This window comes from Rhodococcus sp. 5G237, from assembly GCF_053764735.1.
In genome coordinates, this window is the sequence record NZ_JBSNCD010000012.1 from 55197 (window position 1) to 70710 (window position 15514).

The window sequence follows — 15514 nt, forward strand, 5'->3', positions numbered from 1 at the left end:
GAGGTCCACCCGCTCCGTCGAGCAGGTCCGAAGAGCCTTAGACGAGCAGCTCCGCGATCTGGATGGTGTTGAGAGCAGCGCCCTTGCGCAGGTTGTCGCCCGAGACGAAGAGCGCGAGACCGCGGCCCTCCGGAGCACCCGGATCCTGGCGGATGCGGCCCACGAGCGAGACGTCGTCGCCTGCTGCGGCGAGCGGGGTCGGCACGTCGACGAGGCGGACGCCCGGAGCGTTCGCGAGCAGCTCCTGCGCACGCTCGACCGACAGCGGCCGCTCGAACTCGGCGTTGATCGACAGCGAGTGGCCGGTCACGACGGGAACGCGCACGCACGTGCCCGACACGAGCAGGTCCGGCAGGCCGAGGATCTTGCGCGACTCGTTGCGCAGCTTCTGGTCCTCGTCGGTCTCACCCGTTCCGTCGTCGACGATCGAGCCGGCGAGCGGCACGACGTTGAACGCGATGGGCGCGACGTACTTGTTCGGGGCCGGGAAGTCGACGGCGTCGCCCGCGTGGACGAGCTTGTCGGCCTCGTCGGCGACGGCACGCACCTGGCCGACGAGTTCCTCGACGCCCGCCAGGCCGCTACCGGAGACCGCCTGGTAGCTCGACACGATCAGGCGCTGGAGCCCTGCCTCGTCGTGCAGCGCCTTGAGCACCGGCATCGCGGCCATCGTGGTGCAGTTCGGGTTGGCGATGATGCCCTTCGGCGGGTTCTTCACCTGCTCCGGATTGACCTCGCTCACGACGAGCGGGACCTCGGGATCCTTGCGCCACGCCGACGAGTTGTCGACGACGATCGCCCCGGCGGCCGCGAAGCGCGGAGCCTGCTCCTTGGAGAGAGTGCCACCGGCCGAGAACAGCGCGATGTCGATGCCCTTCAGATCCTCGTCGGAGGTCGCCGCGACGTCCTCGACCACGATCTCCTCACCGCGGAACGGCAGCTTCTTACCGGCCGAGCGGGCCGACGCGAAGAACCGAACCGTGTCGGCCGGGAAGTTGCGCTCCTCGAGGAGGGTGCGCATGACGATACCGACCTGCCCCGTGGCGCCTACGACTGCAATGGTCTTGCCCGTCGCTTCGCTCGCCTGATTGGTGGTCACGATTACCGCCCCGTTCCTGCGTGCACGACGGCCTCTTCGTCGCCGCCGAGCTCGAATGCCGCGTGCAGAGCGCGCACGGCGTCGTCGAGTTCGTTGTCATCCACGAGCACGGAGATGCGGATCTCCGACGTCGAGATCAGGTCGATGTTGATGCCGGCGTCGGCGAGGGCCTCGCAGAACTTGGCCGTGACGCCGGGGTGGCTCTTCATGCCGGCACCGACGAGGGAGACCTTGCCGATGTGGTCGTCGAAGAGGACCTGGGTGAAGCCGATGTCGCCCTGCTGCTTGGTGAGGAGTTCGACCGCGCGCGGGCCGTCGCTCTTCGGGCAGGTGAAGGTGATGTCGGTCTTGCCGGTCTCGACCTTCGAGATGTTCTGCAGCACCATGTCGATGTTGATCTCGGCGTCGGCGACGGCGCGGAACACCTTGGCGGCGTAACCGGGGGTGTCGGGGATACCGACGACGGTGATCTTCGCTTCGCTGCGATCGTGCGCAACGCCGGTGATCAGGGCCTCTTCCACAGGGATGTCCTCCATCGATCCGGACACGATGGTGCCGGGCTTGGTGGTGTACGACGAACGAACGTGCACGGGCACGTTGTAGCGGCGGGCGTACTCCACGCACCGCAGCATGAGAACCTTCGCGCCGCACGCGGCGAGCTCGAGCATCTCCTCGAAGGAGACCTTCTCGAGGCGCTGCGCGTCCTTGACGATGCGCGGGTCCGCGGAGAACACGCCGTCGACGTCGGTGTAGATCTCGCAGACGTCCGCGTTCAGCGCGGCGGCGAGTGCGACGGCGGTCGTGTCCGAACCGCCACGACCGAGAGTCGTGATGTCCTTGCTGTCCTGGCTCACACCCTGGAAGCCGGCGACCAGCACGATGCTGCCCTCGTCGAGGGCGGTGCGCACGCGGCCGGGGGTGACGTCGATGATCTTCGCCTTGCCGTGGCTGCCCGTGGTGATCACGCCGGCCTGGGAACCGGTGAACGACCGGGCCTCGGCGCCGAGCGAGTGGATCGCCATCGCGACGAGGGAGTTGGAGATGCGCTCACCGGAGGTGAGGAGCATGTCCATCTCGCGGGCCGGCGGGGCCGGGCACACCTGCTGTGCGAGATCGAGGAGTTCGTCGGTCGTGTCTCCCATGGCCGAGACGACGACCACGACGTCGTTGCCCGCCTTCTTGGTCTCGACGATCCTTTCAGCGACGCGCCGGATCCGCTCGGCCGTCGAGACCGAGGATCCTCCGTACTTCTGGACGACGAGTGCCACGCTGGCCAACCTCCGGGTTTCGGGAACAAGTCCAGTGGCCCAGCTTACCGACCGCGGCTTCCATCGACCCGGGGCGTCTCAGGAAAGTGTCGTGCGCAACAGCATGACGTTGTAGTCGCCCCACCGTGAGGCGGTGAAGTAGAGGTCCGTATCCGTGGACCACGGGTGGATGAACGGAGCGTAGAGACCACCGATCTGACGGTGGGTGACCAGCACGCGGGCCTCGCTCCACGGTCCCTCGGGTCTCACGGACGTCCTCATCTCGATCGTGCCGTTCACCTCGTTGCCGTAGAGCATGACGAACTCGCCGCCCAGGAACTGCACCGACATCTCCCCGACGGCGGGTGGCACGACCGGGGTGGCCGCGGCGGCGTCGCCGGGCACCCAGCCGTCGCCGCTCCAGTACTCGTAGGCGGCCAGATCCAGCAGAGCGGTCTCGGGGACGCGCGAGACGAAGGCCGCGCCGAACCGGCCCTGCGGTGTGCCGAAGTCGTAGACGTATCCCTCGTGGCGGATGTAGGCGTGCTGCTGGAAGTTCTCGTTCCCGGTGGACAGCTGCTGCACCGTGGGCACGTCGAGCGGCAGGTTGATCCGCGCCGTCGCCGGGTCGAGCTGCCAGGTCTCCCCGTTGTCGGTCGAGGTCGCGATCATCGACGCGTTGGTCCACCACTCGCCGTGGTCGCCCCACGACCGCACCGACATGAAGTTGACGTATTGAACGCCGTCGACGGCGACGCCGGCCGTGGGGATCACGGTGATCTCGACGCCGTCGAGTGCGAGGCTGCCCACGAGTTCGCGGGAGATGTCGGGCGCGGAGGGCAGGACGGGGGAACCCGCACGTGGGTCGCCGGGCACCGGATCGGGCACGTCGATGCCGTCGGAGAGATCGGCGTCGGTGGTGCGCATGAGGACGTTGTGGCGCCACTGCTGGTCGGGCAGCGAGCAGTCGCCGAAGGTGTCGCCGAAGGCCATGAGGACCTGACGGTCCTCGCCCTGCGCACCGTTGTCCCACATGATGCCGAGGTCGGTTCCCGAGATGGAGAACCTGTCGTAGGTCCTGTTGGGGCTGCGCGGGCCGGTCACCCAGGCCACGGTGCTGGTGGGGCCCGGGCCGAGTGCCGGTAGCGGTCCCTGCGGGCCTTCGGGTGCGAGTCCTCCGCTCCCCGATCCACTGCTTCCGAGCCGCGGTCCTGATGATCCCGTGCCGAAGGGTCCGGAGCCCGAACCGGAGCCGGGGAGTCCCGAGTCGCAGGGTTCGCCGTGCGCGGCGGGGGCGGAGACCGCCATGAGTCCGAGTGCGAGCAGTGCACTGCACGATCCGGCAATCGCCGTGCGCAACGATCCCATCGATACGCCCTTCACCCATCGTGTTACCGGAGATACCGGTGTTACTGATGTTGCGGGAGTTACGGTCGGTAACGCTAGGGGCGCAAGTACCGCTCTGTCAGGCGCGTTCGTATCGATCGGGTCACGACATCACCGCTGCCCGGTCACACGGAACGCATGCGTGTGGGAGGTGCCACTTGGTCGAGGTGGGGTATGGCGCGATACACTGCAGGACATGCAGCGCGTGCTTCTCCTCGGCCGCCGCGGCGGGATCTGACCAGACCGGCTTCCCGTCGCGGGGTTTCGACGCGCCGGTCGATATTCGATCTGGGCCCACAGGTCCCCTTTTCTCTTTGGAGTTACGTCATGTCACCCGCCGACGCTTTCACCTCCGGCTCGCGCACCATCACGCCGCCGAGCAAGCCGGCCCCGGCCGACCAGCCGTCGTGGAACAAGCAGAAGAACTCGTCGATGCCGACCTATCGGTACCGTCCGTTCGCCGAGGAAGTCGAGTCGATCTCGCTGCCCGACCGCACCTGGCCCGACAAGATCATCGATCGCGCCCCGGCGTGGTGCGCCGTGGACCTGCGCGACGGCAACCAGGCGCTGATCGACCCGATGAGCCCCGCCCGTAAGCGGCGCATGTTCGATCTGCTCGTACGCATGGGTTACAAGGAGATCGAGGTCGGTTTCCCGTCCGCGAGCCAGACCGATTTCGATTTCGTCCGCGAGATCATCGAGGACGGCGCGATTCCCGACGATGTCACCATCCAGGTGCTGACGCAGTCCCGCCCCGAGCTGATCAAGCGCACCTTCGAGGCGTGCGCCGGGGCGCAGAACGTGATCGTGCACTTCTACAACTCGACGTCGATCCTGCAGCGTCGCGTGGTGTTCCGCGCCGACAAGGAGACCGTCAAGAAGATCGCGACCGACGCCGCCGAGCTGGTGCTCGAAGAGGCGAAGAACCACCCCGACACCAACTGGCGCTGGGAGTACTCCCCCGAGTCGTACACCGGAACCGAGCTGTCGTACGCCAAGGATGTCTGCGACGCGGTCGTCGAGACCCTGGGCGCGACCCCCGAGAACCCGGTGATCATCAACCTGCCGGCCACGGTCGAGATGGCCACCCCCAACGTCTACGCCGACTCGATCGAGTGGATGCACCGCAATCTGGCGAAGCGCGACTCGATCATCCTGTCGCTGCACCCGCACAACGACCGCGGCACGGGCGTCGCCGCTGCCGAGCTGGGCTACCAGGCCGGTGCCGACCGCATCGAGGGCTGCCTGTTCGGCAACGGTGAGCGCACCGGCAACGTCTGCCTGGTGACCCTGGGCATGAACATGTTCAGCCGTGGCGTCGACCCGCAGATCGACTTCTCGAACATCGACGAGATCCGCCGCACGGTCGAGTACTGCAACCAGCTGCCCGTCCACGAGCGCCATCCTTACGGTGGCGACCTGGTCTACACCGCCTTCTCCGGCAGCCACCAGGACGCGATCAACAAGGGCATCGACGCGATGAAGGTCGACGCGGAGGCCGCCGGTGTCGACGTCGACGACCACACCTGGGCCGTGCCCTACCTGCCGATCGACCCGAAGGACGTCGGCCGCACCTACGAGGCCGTGATCCGCGTGAACTCGCAGTCCGGCAAGGGCGGCATCGCGTACATCATGAAGCACGACCACGGCCTGAACCTGCCGCGTCGCCTGCAGATCGAGTTCTCGCAGGCCGTGCAGAAGGTCACCGACGGTGAGGGTGGCGAGGTCAGCCCCAAGGAGATGTGGGACATCTTCCACGAGGAGTACCTGGCCCCGGTCTCGCCGCTCGAGCGTATCCGGCAGAAGGTCACCGCGGCCGAGACCGACGACGGTGAGGACACCATCTCCGCCGTGCTGAAGGTCGACGGCGTGGAGAAGGAGATCTCCGGCAGCGGCAACGGCCCGCTGGCGGCCTTCGTCGACGCCCTCGAGTCGCTGGGTTATCAGGTGGCCGTCCGCGGCTACGCCGAGCACGCCATGTCCGCCGGCGACGATGCCAACGCCGCGGCCTACGTCGAGGCCGACGTCACGCGTCCCGACGGCACGACCGTCCTGGTGTGGGGCGTGGGCATCGCCCCGTCGATCACCACGGCGTCGCTGCGCGCGATGGTCTCCGCGGTGAACCGCTCGCACCGCTGATCCGTCTCCGAACCGGATGCGGTGGGCCCATCAGGGTCCACCGCATCCGTCGTTTTCGGGAATTTTCACCCCGACAATTCATCTCGCAAATACCGTTTCGGGCAATTACCGCACTCTCCGGAAAGATACAGTTCCGAATGTTCGACGAGAACGAACCCGTTCACGGGTGATATCCGTCGAATTCCGCAATTCTCGTCCCGCAGAGTCGTTCTGCTCGAACCCGGAGTGTGCGTATGGAATTCATGGACATCATCTGGTACATCGTCGTCTGCTTCGCATTCATCGCGTACCTGATCATGCTGTGGATGATCATCGGGGATCTGTTCCGCAACCGCGAACAGTCCGGCTGGGTCAAGGCGATCTGGATCGTCTTCCTGTTCGTCTTCCCGTGGCTGACGGGCCTGATCTATCTGATCGTCCACGGCACCGGAATGGCCGAGCGGTCCGCGAAGGAGGCCGCGCAGTACAAGGCCGTGCAGGACGACTACATCCGCTCGGTCGCCGGCAAGTCGCCCGCCGAGCACATCGCCGACGCGAAGAATCTGCTCGACGAGGGTGTCATCGACCAGACCGAGTTCGACGCACTGAAGGCCAAGGCACTCGCCTGATCCCGCGCGATGACCCGTTCGTTCACATCGACAGCTTCCGTGCCGCCGCGGCCCGGAAGCTGTCGAGCACTGCACCCACGGCGGGCCGTCGCGCCGCCCCCGGGCGGGTGACGAGCTCGTAGATCCGCGCCGCACGCACACCGGCCAGCGGCAGACGCACCAATGCCGGATGCAGAACCGAATACCGCGGCAACAGGGCCACCCCGTGCCCCGCCGCGACGAGTTCCTCGATGACGCGGAAGTCGTTGATGCGGTGCACAACCCGCGCTCGGATGCCCGTCACCGCCGCGACGGAGAGCAACACGTCGTCGACGGGGAAGCCACCCCGCACGCTGATCCAGCCCTCCCCCACCAGTTCGTCGACCTGCACGCGGTCCTGCGCCGCGAGCCGGTGCCCGGGCGGGAGGACGACATCGATCGGTTCGCGCATGAGCGTCTCGACGTGGACACGTGGGCCGGACAGCGGCGCCGAACGCTCGTCGCGGTGGGTGAGCACCACGTCGTAGTCGGCGAGCAGGGCGGGTGCGGCCGAGGCCGGGACGTCCTCGTCGCTCACGTCCAACTCGACGCCGATCGCCCCGGCCGCCTCGAGCACGGCCGGCAGCAGGAGCGCCGCTCCGGAGGGGAACGACGCCACGCGCACCCGTCCGCGGGGCGACCGCGCATAGGCGGTCATCTCGTCGGCGGCCCGATCGAGGGCGTCGAGCACCTCGTCGGCGCGCACCACGAGCGCACGACCCGCATCGGTGAACCGCAGACGCCGGCCGTCGGGTTCGAGCAGGGGCACTCCCGCCTCCCGGGCGAGCACCTTGAGCTGCTGTGAGACGGCCGACGGTGTCATCGACAACGCTGCGGCGGTCGCGGCCACGGTTCCGCGGTCGGCGAGTTCGCGCAGTATCCGCAATCGCACGACCTCCATGTAGTAAAACTACACATTTTCTTCAGAAACATTCGCTTGTCCTGATTGTTTCCTGAGCAAAGAATTGACGGCATGTCGTTCCGGGACCGTCTGCTCGCACTCACCGTCGTGGTGCTCTGGGGATGCAACTTCCTCGCGATCAGACTGGGTCTCGACCACTTCCCGCCGTTCTTCTTCGCCGGCCTGCGCTTCGCGATCATCGCCGTCCCGGTCCTGCTGTTCGTCCCGCGACCCGCCGTTCCCCTGCGCTGGCTCCTGCTCTACGGCGCCGGGTTCGGCTTCGCCCAGTTCGCCTTCCTGTTCTGGGCGATGGAGGCCGGTCTACCCACGGGCCTCGCGTCCCTTGTACTGCAGTCGTCCGCGCCCTTCACCGTCCTGCTCGCCGCACTGTTCCTGCGCGAACGGCTCGACGGAATCCGCCTCGCCGGTCTCGTCGTCGCCGTGTCCGGCATGGTGATCGTCGCCGTGGGGCAAGGCGCCGCGGACGCGAGCCTGCTCCCCATGACCCTCGCGTTGCTGGCCGGTCTGTCGTGGGCGGTCGGCAACATCGCGACCCGCAAGGCGGGCGCCTCCGACCCCATGCGCCTGATGCTGTGGATGTGCGTCGTGCCCGTGCTCCCCTTCTTCGGGATCTCCTGGTTCGTCGAGGGCCCGCAGGCCTGGTACACCCTCGGCAGCGCCGTCACCACCGTGGACGGAGGCCTGGCGTTGGCCGGACTCACCTACGTCGTCCTGGCGGGCACGATCGCCGGCACCGGCATCTATGCCTCGCTGCTGTCGCGCTATCCCGCCGGGACCGTCGCTCCGCTCTCCCTCATGGTGCCGGTCGTCGGGTTCACCGTCGCGTGGATCACGCTCGGCGAGCGGCCGGCACCGTCCTCCCTGATCGGCGGTGTGATCGTCATCGTCGGAGCCCTCGCCGCCCAGGGCGGACACCGCAGTGTGACGAGCAGGACGCTCCTCCGGCGACACAACGCTCCCCCGCCTGTGGAACACTCGCCGACGTGGGAACCAGCACAGGAATCACCGCACGTGGACGGCTCGCACTGCGCGCAGCCCGAGCCGCCGCGTGGGCGTCCCAGAAGGCCGGACGCGGTAAGGGCTCGATGATCGGAGGGCTCGTCGCCCTGAAGATCGACCCGGCACTGATGAAGCAGCTCGGCCACGGCCGGCAGACCGTGCTCGTCACCGGGACGAACGGCAAGTCCACGACGACCCGCATGACCGCAGCCGCGCTCGAGACCATCGATGCGGTCGTCACCCAGGCCGACGGCGCGAACATGGACGCCGGGATCGTCGCCGCGCTCGCCACCGACCTCCGGGCGCCGCTCGCCGCGATCGAGGTCGACGAACTCCACACCCCGCATGTCGCCGACGCCCTCGCGCCCCGCGCGATCGTGCTGCTCAACCTCACCCGCGACCAGCTCGACCGGGTCGGCGAGATCAACATGATCGAGCGGAAGCTGCGCGAGGGCCTGAAGCGGCATCCCGACGCGGTGATCGTCGCGAACTGCGACGACGTGCTCGTCACGTCCGCCGCCTACGACAACCCGAACGTCGTGTGGGTCGCCGCCGGCGCCGGTTGGGCCAACGATTCGGTGAGCTGCCCGCGCACGGGCGAACCGATCGTCCGCGAGGGCGACCACTGGTACAGCACGGGCTCCGACTTCGCGCGGCCGACTCCGGACTGGTGGGTCGACGACGAGAACCTGTACGGGCCGGACGGCCTCGTCCTCCCGCTCAAGCTGACCCTGCCCGGTCGCGCCAACCGGGGCAACGCCGCCCAGGCGGTCGCGGCCGCCGTCGCCCTCGGCGCCGATCCGGCGAAGGCCGTCGCGGCCGCCTCGGTCGTCGAAGAGGTCGCCGGTCGCTACAAGACCGTGCAGGTCGGGCCGCACTCGGTGCACATGCTGCTCGCGAAGAACCCCGCCGGCTGGCAGGAGGCCCTGTCGATGATCGACCCGACCGTCGACGGCCTGGTGATCGCCGTCAACGGTCAGGTGCCCGACGGCGAGGACCTGTCGTGGCTGTGGGACGTGCGCTTCGAACACTTCGAAGGCGTGCAGGTGGTGGCAGCGGGCGAACGCGGCACCGATCTCGCCGTCCGCCTGACCTACGCGGGTGTCGAGCACACACTGGTGCCGGATCCGCTGAAGGCCATCGCCTCGTGCCCTCCCGGTCGTGTGGAGGTGCTCGCCAACTACACCGCGTTCCGCGATCTCAACACTGCCATCGCCAGGAGAGCTGCCCATGTCTGAGTCGACCGTCCGCATCGGACTCGTCCTGCCCGACGTGATGGGCACCTACGGCGACGGCGGCAATGCCCTGGTGCTGCGCCAGCGCCTGCGGATGCGCGGTCACGACGCCGAGATCGTCGAGATCGGACTGAACGATCCCGTCCCCGAGTCTCTCGATCTCTACACCCTCGGTGGCGCCGAGGACGCCGCGCAGCGACTGGCCACACGGCACCTGCAGCGCTATCCGGGATTGCAGCGCGCCGCCGAACGCGGAGCGCCCGTGCTGGCCATCTGCGCCGCGATCCAGGTGCTCGGCCACTGGTACGAGACGTCCTCGGGCGAACGCGTCGACGGTGTGGGCATCCTCGACGCGACCACCTCGCCGCAGCAGACCCGCGCGATCGGCGAGATCGTCATCCGCCCCACGCTGTCCGGCGTCACCCGACCACTGACCGGATTCGAGAACCACCGTGGTGGAACGACTCTCGGATCCGACGCCACCGGGCTCGGCCGCGTCGACCGCGGTGTCGGCAACGGTGTGGGCGACGGGCTCGAAGGTGCCGTGCAGGGTTCGGTGATCGGCACCTATCTGCACGGTCCCGTGCTCGCCCGCAATCCCGAGCTCGCCGATCATCTCCTGATGCGCGCTCTGGGAGTCGACTCGCTGCCGCCGCTGGATCTGCCCGAGGTCGACCTGCTGCGGCAGGAACGGTTGCGCGCCTGAGTGATCAACCGTGCGCGGCGATGTGTTCGAGGACCAGCCGCGCGAGCTTCTCCGGCTCCTCGTCGGGAATCCAGTGGCTCGTGCCGACGAGCGTTTCCTGTCGGTACGGCCCACTGACGTAGCGGGCGGTCGCGTCGACCCCGGCGGATCCGATCGCAGTGTCCTTGTCGCTCCACACCATGAGTGCGGGCACGGTGATCTTCCCGAAGGACGACTTCGGATTCGACAGGGGCACCGCCCGATACCAGTTGATGCCGGCCCGCACCGCGGCGCGGTCCTTCAACCGCGCGACATCGCGGTCGGTGGCGGCGGACGGCTGGCCGGTGCCGTGCAGCAACTGCCGCGCGACCTTCTCCCTGCTCAGCAGGGTCTCCGGGATCCAGGGCAGCTGGAAGACGAGCATGTACCACGAGCGCAGCAGCTGACCGCTGGTGACGAACGAGCGCATGAACGCCGCCGGATGCGGAACGGACACCGCCGTCATGGTGCGGACGAGATCGGGACGCTGCTCCGCGAGCGCCCACGCGACGGCGGACCCCCAGTCGTGGCCGACGACGTGCGCGCGACCACCGGGCACCGATTCGATGAGCGCCGCGACGTCGTCGACGAGCAGGTCGAGGCTGTAGTCACGGCGGCGGGGTGGTCGGGCACCGGGCGAGTAGCCGCGCTGATCCGGGGCGAAGGTGCGATACCCCGCGGCGTGCAGGTGAGGTGCGACCGCCTCCCAGGATCGGGAGTCCTGCGGGAATCCGTGCAGAAGAACGATGGGTTCGCCGTCGATCGGCCCGTCGTCGCGGATGTCGAACCGGAGTCCGTCCCTCTCGACGGTCGTGATGCGCTCCCCCACCCCGTCCCCTTCTGTAGTCGCGGCGATCGGTACCGACCCGGGATTCGACCGCGAATCCTCCCCTGAACAGGGGTTCGGCCCGGTGATTCGCTTTACGCGTTCTCCGGGCCGGATCTCTGCTTCACGAGCTTCTCTCTGTCGTCCGCGGACGTCTTATAAGCTCGATTCGCACCTTCGATGTTAGCTACGTCACAGTGCGAACGCAAGTCTTTTCCGCGACCCGGTCAGACCGAGGCGAGGGGGAATCCCAGAGTCGCCCAGTCGTGCAGGCCCCCGCGGTAGTAGGCGAGCGCGGACGCGGGATATCCGGCATCGATCAGCTTCCGGATCGCATCGGGCGACTGAGGGCATTGGGGACCGTTGCAGAAGACGATCGTCGTCCGGGCGGTGTCGAGCTCGCCCTTCCTCTCGACGATGTCGTCGTGCGGGATGTTCACGGCGCCGGGGAGGCTCACTCCGCTCCGGGAATCGGGCACCCGCGTGTCGACGAGCGCAGCGCCCCGGTCGAGCAGTTCGATCACCTCGAGTTCACCGACGGTCGCCACGCCCGCCGCCACCTGCAGTGGCTGCACCTCACCCCAGGTCGTCTCCACCACCATGCGGTCGGCTTCACCCTCCAGCGGGCGGGGAATGTTCTGCGGGTCGCCGTCGCGTGTGCGATCGGCACGCCTGATCTGCTGCTCGTCGCTCGTCACGAACCGGACTCTACGGGAGATCGGTCGCCCTCCGCGGGGTTGTCGGGATCCCACCCGCGCTGGGCGAGGATCGCCGTCCCCATCCATCGCCGCAGGTAGCGGCGCAGATCGTCGTCGGAGCGTGGCGGCGTTCCCGGTGAGACGAAGAACGACTGCATCGTGCGCAGCACGTATTCGACCAATTCCGCGAGGGAGTCGTCGTCGTAGCCGTGTTTCTCCCAGTCGACGTCGAACCGCTTGATCATCGCCATGCCGAACATCCACGCCTCTTCCGACGCGATCTCCTCGGGATGCGGGTTCGAGTAGGTGCTCGACAGCAGGATGCCGAGGTGCGGGGTGCGACGCACCTCCGCGAGCGTGTAGACCACGCCTTCGGTCATGGCCTCGACCGGATCGTCGAGGCCCGCGACCTGCCGGGTCAGTCGTTCCAGGAACCCTTCGACCGATGCGATGGCGGCCGCGCGCATGAGGGCGTCGGCGCTCGGGAAGTAGCGGTAGACCGTCTGGCGGATCACGCCGAGGGACTGGGCCACGTCGGCGATGCTGATCTCCGCGCCGGTCCGGTCGATCAGGTCGACGGCAGCGGCGACGATCCGCTGCGACGCCTCTTCGTCGCTGGCGGGAGGACTTCCGCCCCACCCACGTCTACGTGCCACTTCGCGCTACCTCGAACCATCGCCTGGAGAAGGCCCGACGGTAACACGGCCGACCTCGGTGGATGTGGTCCGAAACGGGTCCCGCGAGCGAATGGGACACCTATCATACACATGACACATTTCGTGTATGTTCACGCCGATCGGGGCCTCCCGACTCTTCCGAGGTCCTCCCCAACCGTGTCCCAAACAGGTCCACCACCAGCCCGGTGTCGACGAGACGAGGTACCGCCCCATGACGAACCTGCAGGTCCGCAAGATGCGCTTCGCATTCGCGGATTACGACGTGCCGTTCCTGTGGAACGAGGAGAACCCGGCCTTCTCGAGCATGGCCAACGCCGTCTCGTTCCTCGCGATCGGCTTCGAGAAGATGATCGTGAACATGATCCGCGAGATCACCCCGCGCATCACCGATCCCGAGATCCTCGAAGAGGCCAACGCCTTCATGTATCAGGAGGGACAGCACTCCACCGCCCACCGGCAACACGTGAAGGGCCTGATCAAGAGCTATCCGGGGCTGCAGGAGACGCTCGACGACGTCATCGGCGCCTTCGACAAGCTCACCGCCGAGACCTCCGCCGAATACCGGCTCGCGTACACCGCCGATCTCGAGGCGACCTTCACTCCCGTCTTCAAGCTCATGCTCGACAACGACGCGGCGCTCTTCCGCCCCGGCGACGACCGGGTCGCGTCGTTGTTCATCTGGCATTTCGTCGAAGAGGTCGAACACCGCAGTTCGGCGCTCATCATCTTCGACGCGGTGGTCGGCAGCGATCTGTACCGCATGAGGCAGGCCCCCTCGGTGTTCAAGCACGTGCTCGACGTCATCGCCATCGCGTGCGAAGGCTTCAACAAGCATGTGCCGCTGGAGGAACGGAAGATCGACGCGATGTCGATGTTCGCGTCGTACCGCCGTAAGCAGAACCTGCGGCGCCGGTTGCCGTTCCTGCAGTACCAGGATCACGGCCCGATGCCGCGCGCCTTCGACGTCCTGCCGCTCGGCGAACAGCTCGTCGCGCTGGTGGGCATCGTTCGCAGCCAGATGCCCAAGCACAATCCCGACCACGAGAAGCTGCCGGCGCTCGCCGACGTGTGGTTCCGTCGATTCGACGAAGGCTACGACGTCTCGCACTGGTACACGGCGGAAACCGTGGGCGGGAGGAACAACTGATGTCCGACCTGTGTTCGCCGACCTTCGAGGACCTCTCGACCCGCCTCGGATTCTCGTGCGACGAAGCCGGTGGGATCTTCGAACTGCGCAGTCCGTTCGCGCTGGAGAACTGGACGCTGCCCGTCCTCGAAGCGACCATCGTGCTCGGGGCGGTGCTGATGCTCGTGTACGCGATCATCCGGCTGCGGCGCACCGGTGACGCCACCAACCTCGTCGTCTGGCTCGGTACGCTCGCGTTCCTGTTCATCATCGAACCGCTGCTGTACTTCCCCGACGCCTTCGGCGTGGAGGACTACCTCGACACGATGTTCGCGCACAACGTGTTCACCGTCGAGTTCATGTGGGGACGCCTGCCGCTGTACATCATCGCCATCTACCCGATGATGGCGACGATCGCGTTCGAAATCGTTCGGATGCTCGGGGTGTTCCGGCAGTACGGCACCGTCGTCGGCGCCGTGTGCGTGGGCTTCGTCCACCACGCCTTCTACGAGATCTTCGATCACCTCGGACCGCAGTTGCGGTGGTGGGAGTGGTCGCTCGACAACCCGATCAACCAGCCCTTCTTCGACTCCGTTCCGCTCCCGAGCGTCGTGGTCTTCGCCGCCCTGTGGCCGATGTCGCTGGCATTCTGCGCGCAGTTCTTCGTCGGCCGGCACATCGACGCGGGGCGCACCTTCGGCGGACTCGAACTGACCTGGCGCACGATCACCGTCGGGCTTCTCGCGTCCGTCGGTGTGGTGATCCTCCCGGCGCCGGCGACCGTGATCGGCATGGGCAACACGACGGTTCGGGCGACGATCTACGCGGCCGAACTCGTGATCCTGTCGATCGTGGCGATCTACGTGCTCTCGCGCCAGTGGTCCCGGCTGCGGAGCACACCCACCGATCGGCCCTATTCGAACGACCTCGTCCGCTGGTACGCCGTCGCCTATCTCGCCGTGATGGCCGTGCTGTGGATCAGCGCTCTGCCCGACTGGTTCTCCGCCGTCGACGGGGTCACCGAGGCGGGCGACCCGATCGGCAGCCTGTGGTACACCGTGGCGTGCTTCGTCGTCGCGATCGCCTGTGTCGCTGCGACCTTCACCGTCCCGCGCGAGGCCGATGCGAGTCCGGACGACACGGCATCGAAGACGCTCACCGAGGCCTGACAGATCCGACGGAGCCGGCCCGCGCTACCGCGCGTCGGCCCCGTCGAGCAACCACCGGTCGTCGACCCGCTTCAACGTGATGACGAAGCGGGTCGCGTCGGTGCGTCCCTCCGGTACGACGACGTTCTTCACGTCCTGATCGAGGAAGACCAGCACCGTGGCGACATCGCCGTCGAAGCTCTCGAGACCGGCATGCTCGGCGCGCGCCGCCGACGTGCCTTCCCCGTTTGCGACGAGCTCTCGCAGATCTCCGGCCACCTCCTCGTACCGGGCGGCGAATTCCTCGGTGGCATTGGAGGTCACGGCGGTGAGGTTGTCGTCGAACGAGCGGTAGTCGTAGGTGCCGAGGGCCACTGCGTACTCGCGGGCCTGCGCGATCGCGTCGTCGCGCAGCGTGGCGTCCTGTTCGGCCTGCCACCAACGGAATCCGAAGAAACCGGTGGCCGCGAGCAGCGCCACGATGACCGCGGCGGTGACCCATCTGCCCGCGCCGGAACGGGTGGTCGCAACAGCATCGTGCGACTCCGCTGCGGATTCGGTGTCGTTCCCGGTGGGGGCATCGGTCGGTGTCATCCGCCCAGTCCTTCCAAGACTTCTGTCGGTAGTTCAACGGTTCTCCCGACGCGGCCTCACCGATCCGG

15 protein-coding genes are annotated in these 15514 nt (G+C 67.5%); 7 read left to right on the plus strand and 8 right to left on the minus strand.

Features of this window, described 5'->3' with window-relative positions:
* Positions 1-37: 37 nt before the first annotated feature.
* The 3 genes from ACWPOC_RS23795 to ACWPOC_RS23805 all read right to left on the minus strand — a co-directional run bounded on the left by ACWPOC_RS23795 (position 38) and on the right by ACWPOC_RS23805 (position 3714).
* On the minus strand, positions 38-1099 hold the full coding sequence (locus ACWPOC_RS23795; RefSeq protein ID WP_071936173.1) for an aspartate-semialdehyde dehydrogenase: 1062 nt from the start codon (positions 1097-1099) through the stop codon (positions 38-40).
* A 2-nt stretch (positions 1100-1101) separates the two neighbouring features.
* Positions 1102-2367, minus strand: a complete 1266-nt coding sequence (locus ACWPOC_RS23800) for an aspartate kinase (protein WP_120281204.1) — start codon at positions 2365-2367, stop codon at positions 1102-1104.
* Between the two features lie 78 nt (positions 2368-2445).
* Positions 2446-3714, minus strand: coding sequence for a DUF4185 domain-containing protein (locus tag ACWPOC_RS23805; protein ID WP_120281203.1), 1269 nt, complete (start codon positions 3712-3714; stop codon positions 2446-2448).
* Between the two features lie 345 nt (positions 3715-4059).
* Here ACWPOC_RS23805 and leuA point away from each other — a divergent pair, with 345 nt between their 5' ends.
* Together leuA and ACWPOC_RS23815 are read left to right on the plus strand one after the other, a co-directional pair.
* Positions 4060-5871, plus strand: a complete 1812-nt coding sequence (gene leuA, locus ACWPOC_RS23810; protein ID WP_120281202.1) for a 2-isopropylmalate synthase — start codon at positions 4060-4062, stop codon at positions 5869-5871.
* 233 nt (positions 5872-6104) lie between these two features.
* Positions 6105-6479: an SHOCT domain-containing protein gene (locus ACWPOC_RS23815; protein WP_455409424.1), complete on the plus strand. Its 375-nt coding sequence runs from the start codon at positions 6105-6107 to the stop codon at positions 6477-6479.
* 22 nt (positions 6480-6501) lie between these two features.
* Here the strand turns inward: ACWPOC_RS23815 and ACWPOC_RS23820 are convergent, their stop codons facing one another.
* On the minus strand, positions 6502-7398 hold the full coding sequence (locus ACWPOC_RS23820; protein WP_455409425.1) for a LysR family transcriptional regulator: 897 nt from the start codon (positions 7396-7398) through the stop codon (positions 6502-6504).
* 72 nt (positions 7399-7470) lie between these two features.
* On the opposite strand from ACWPOC_RS23820, the gene ACWPOC_RS23825 reads away from it, so the two are divergent.
* The 3 genes from ACWPOC_RS23825 to ACWPOC_RS23835 are packed head-to-tail and all read left to right on the plus strand — an operon-like array spanning position 7471 to position 10359.
* Positions 7471-8508: an EamA family transporter gene (locus ACWPOC_RS23825; RefSeq protein WP_455409426.1), complete on the plus strand. Its 1038-nt coding sequence runs from the start codon at positions 7471-7473 to the stop codon at positions 8506-8508.
* Positions 8403-9656: a Mur ligase family protein gene (locus ACWPOC_RS23830; protein ID WP_230792119.1), complete on the plus strand. Its 1254-nt coding sequence runs from the start codon at positions 8403-8405 to the stop codon at positions 9654-9656. Before ACWPOC_RS23825 ends, ACWPOC_RS23830 begins: the two co-directional genes overlap by 106 nt.
* On the plus strand, positions 9649-10359 hold the full coding sequence (locus ACWPOC_RS23835) for a type 1 glutamine amidotransferase (protein WP_159416895.1): 711 nt from the start codon (positions 9649-9651) through the stop codon (positions 10357-10359). The genes ACWPOC_RS23830 and ACWPOC_RS23835 overlap by 8 nt, the downstream gene beginning before the upstream one ends.
* A gap of 4 nt (positions 10360-10363) precedes the next feature.
* Here the strand turns inward: ACWPOC_RS23835 and ACWPOC_RS23840 are convergent, their stop codons facing one another.
* The 3 genes from ACWPOC_RS23840 to ACWPOC_RS23850 all read right to left on the minus strand — a co-directional run bounded on the left by ACWPOC_RS23840 (position 10364) and on the right by ACWPOC_RS23850 (position 12557).
* Positions 10364-11206, minus strand: coding sequence for an alpha/beta fold hydrolase (locus ACWPOC_RS23840; RefSeq protein ID WP_230792117.1), 843 nt, complete (start codon positions 11204-11206; stop codon positions 10364-10366).
* Positions 11207-11430: 224 nt separating this feature from the next.
* On the minus strand, positions 11431-11901 hold the full coding sequence (locus ACWPOC_RS23845; RefSeq protein WP_120281195.1) for a rhodanese-like domain-containing protein: 471 nt from the start codon (positions 11899-11901) through the stop codon (positions 11431-11433).
* Positions 11898-12557, minus strand: coding sequence for a TetR/AcrR family transcriptional regulator (locus ACWPOC_RS23850; RefSeq protein ID WP_024102792.1), 660 nt, complete (start codon positions 12555-12557; stop codon positions 11898-11900). The genes ACWPOC_RS23845 and ACWPOC_RS23850 overlap by 4 nt, the downstream gene beginning before the upstream one ends.
* Before the next feature lie 232 nt (positions 12558-12789).
* On the opposite strand from ACWPOC_RS23850, the gene ACWPOC_RS23855 reads away from it, so the two are divergent.
* Both ACWPOC_RS23855 and ACWPOC_RS23860 read left to right on the plus strand, forming a co-directional pair.
* Complete coding sequence (locus tag ACWPOC_RS23855; protein ID WP_120281194.1) at positions 12790-13725, plus strand: metal-dependent hydrolase; 936 nt, start codon at positions 12790-12792, stop codon at positions 13723-13725.
* Positions 13725-14873, plus strand: a complete 1149-nt coding sequence (locus ACWPOC_RS23860; protein ID WP_120281193.1) for a hypothetical protein — start codon at positions 13725-13727, stop codon at positions 14871-14873. The genes ACWPOC_RS23855 and ACWPOC_RS23860 overlap by 1 nt, the downstream gene beginning before the upstream one ends.
* 24 nt (positions 14874-14897) lie before the next feature.
* On the opposite strand, the gene ACWPOC_RS23865 is transcribed toward ACWPOC_RS23860, so the two are convergent.
* Positions 14898-15446 carry a hypothetical protein gene (locus ACWPOC_RS23865; protein WP_120281192.1) on the minus strand — a complete coding sequence of 183 codons (549 nt, stop codon included), beginning with the start codon at positions 15444-15446 and terminating at the stop codon, positions 14898-14900.
* Positions 15447-15514: the final 68 nt, after the last annotated feature.

Excerpts from the sequence above, each read along its gene's own strand:
- ACWPOC_RS23855 (WP_120281194.1), top strand. The coding sequence starts at position 12,790 with ATGACGAACCTGCAGGTCCGCAAGATGCGCTTCGCATTCGCGGATTAC.
- ACWPOC_RS23860 (WP_120281193.1), top strand. The coding sequence starts at position 13,725 with ATGTCCGACCTGTGTTCGCCGACCTTCGAGGACCTCTCGACCCGCCTC.
- ACWPOC_RS23805 (WP_120281203.1), bottom strand. The coding sequence starts at position 3,714 with ATGGGATCGTTGCGCACGGCGATTGCCGGATCGTGCAGTGCACTGCTC.
- ACWPOC_RS23825 (WP_455409426.1), top strand. The coding sequence starts at position 7,471 with ATGTCGTTCCGGGACCGTCTGCTCGCACTCACCGTCGTGGTGCTCTGG.
- ACWPOC_RS23835 (WP_159416895.1), top strand. The coding sequence starts at position 9,649 with ATGTCTGAGTCGACCGTCCGCATCGGACTCGTCCTGCCCGACGTGATG.
- ACWPOC_RS23865 (WP_120281192.1), bottom strand. The coding sequence starts at position 15,446 with ATGACACCGACCGATGCCCCCACCGGGAACGACACCGAATCCGCAGCG.
- leuA (WP_120281202.1), top strand. The coding sequence starts at position 4,060 with ATGTCACCCGCCGACGCTTTCACCTCCGGCTCGCGCACCATCACGCCG.
- ACWPOC_RS23815 (WP_455409424.1), top strand. The coding sequence starts at position 6,105 with ATGGAATTCATGGACATCATCTGGTACATCGTCGTCTGCTTCGCATTC.
- ACWPOC_RS23820 (WP_455409425.1), bottom strand. The coding sequence starts at position 7,398 with ATGGAGGTCGTGCGATTGCGGATACTGCGCGAACTCGCCGACCGCGGA.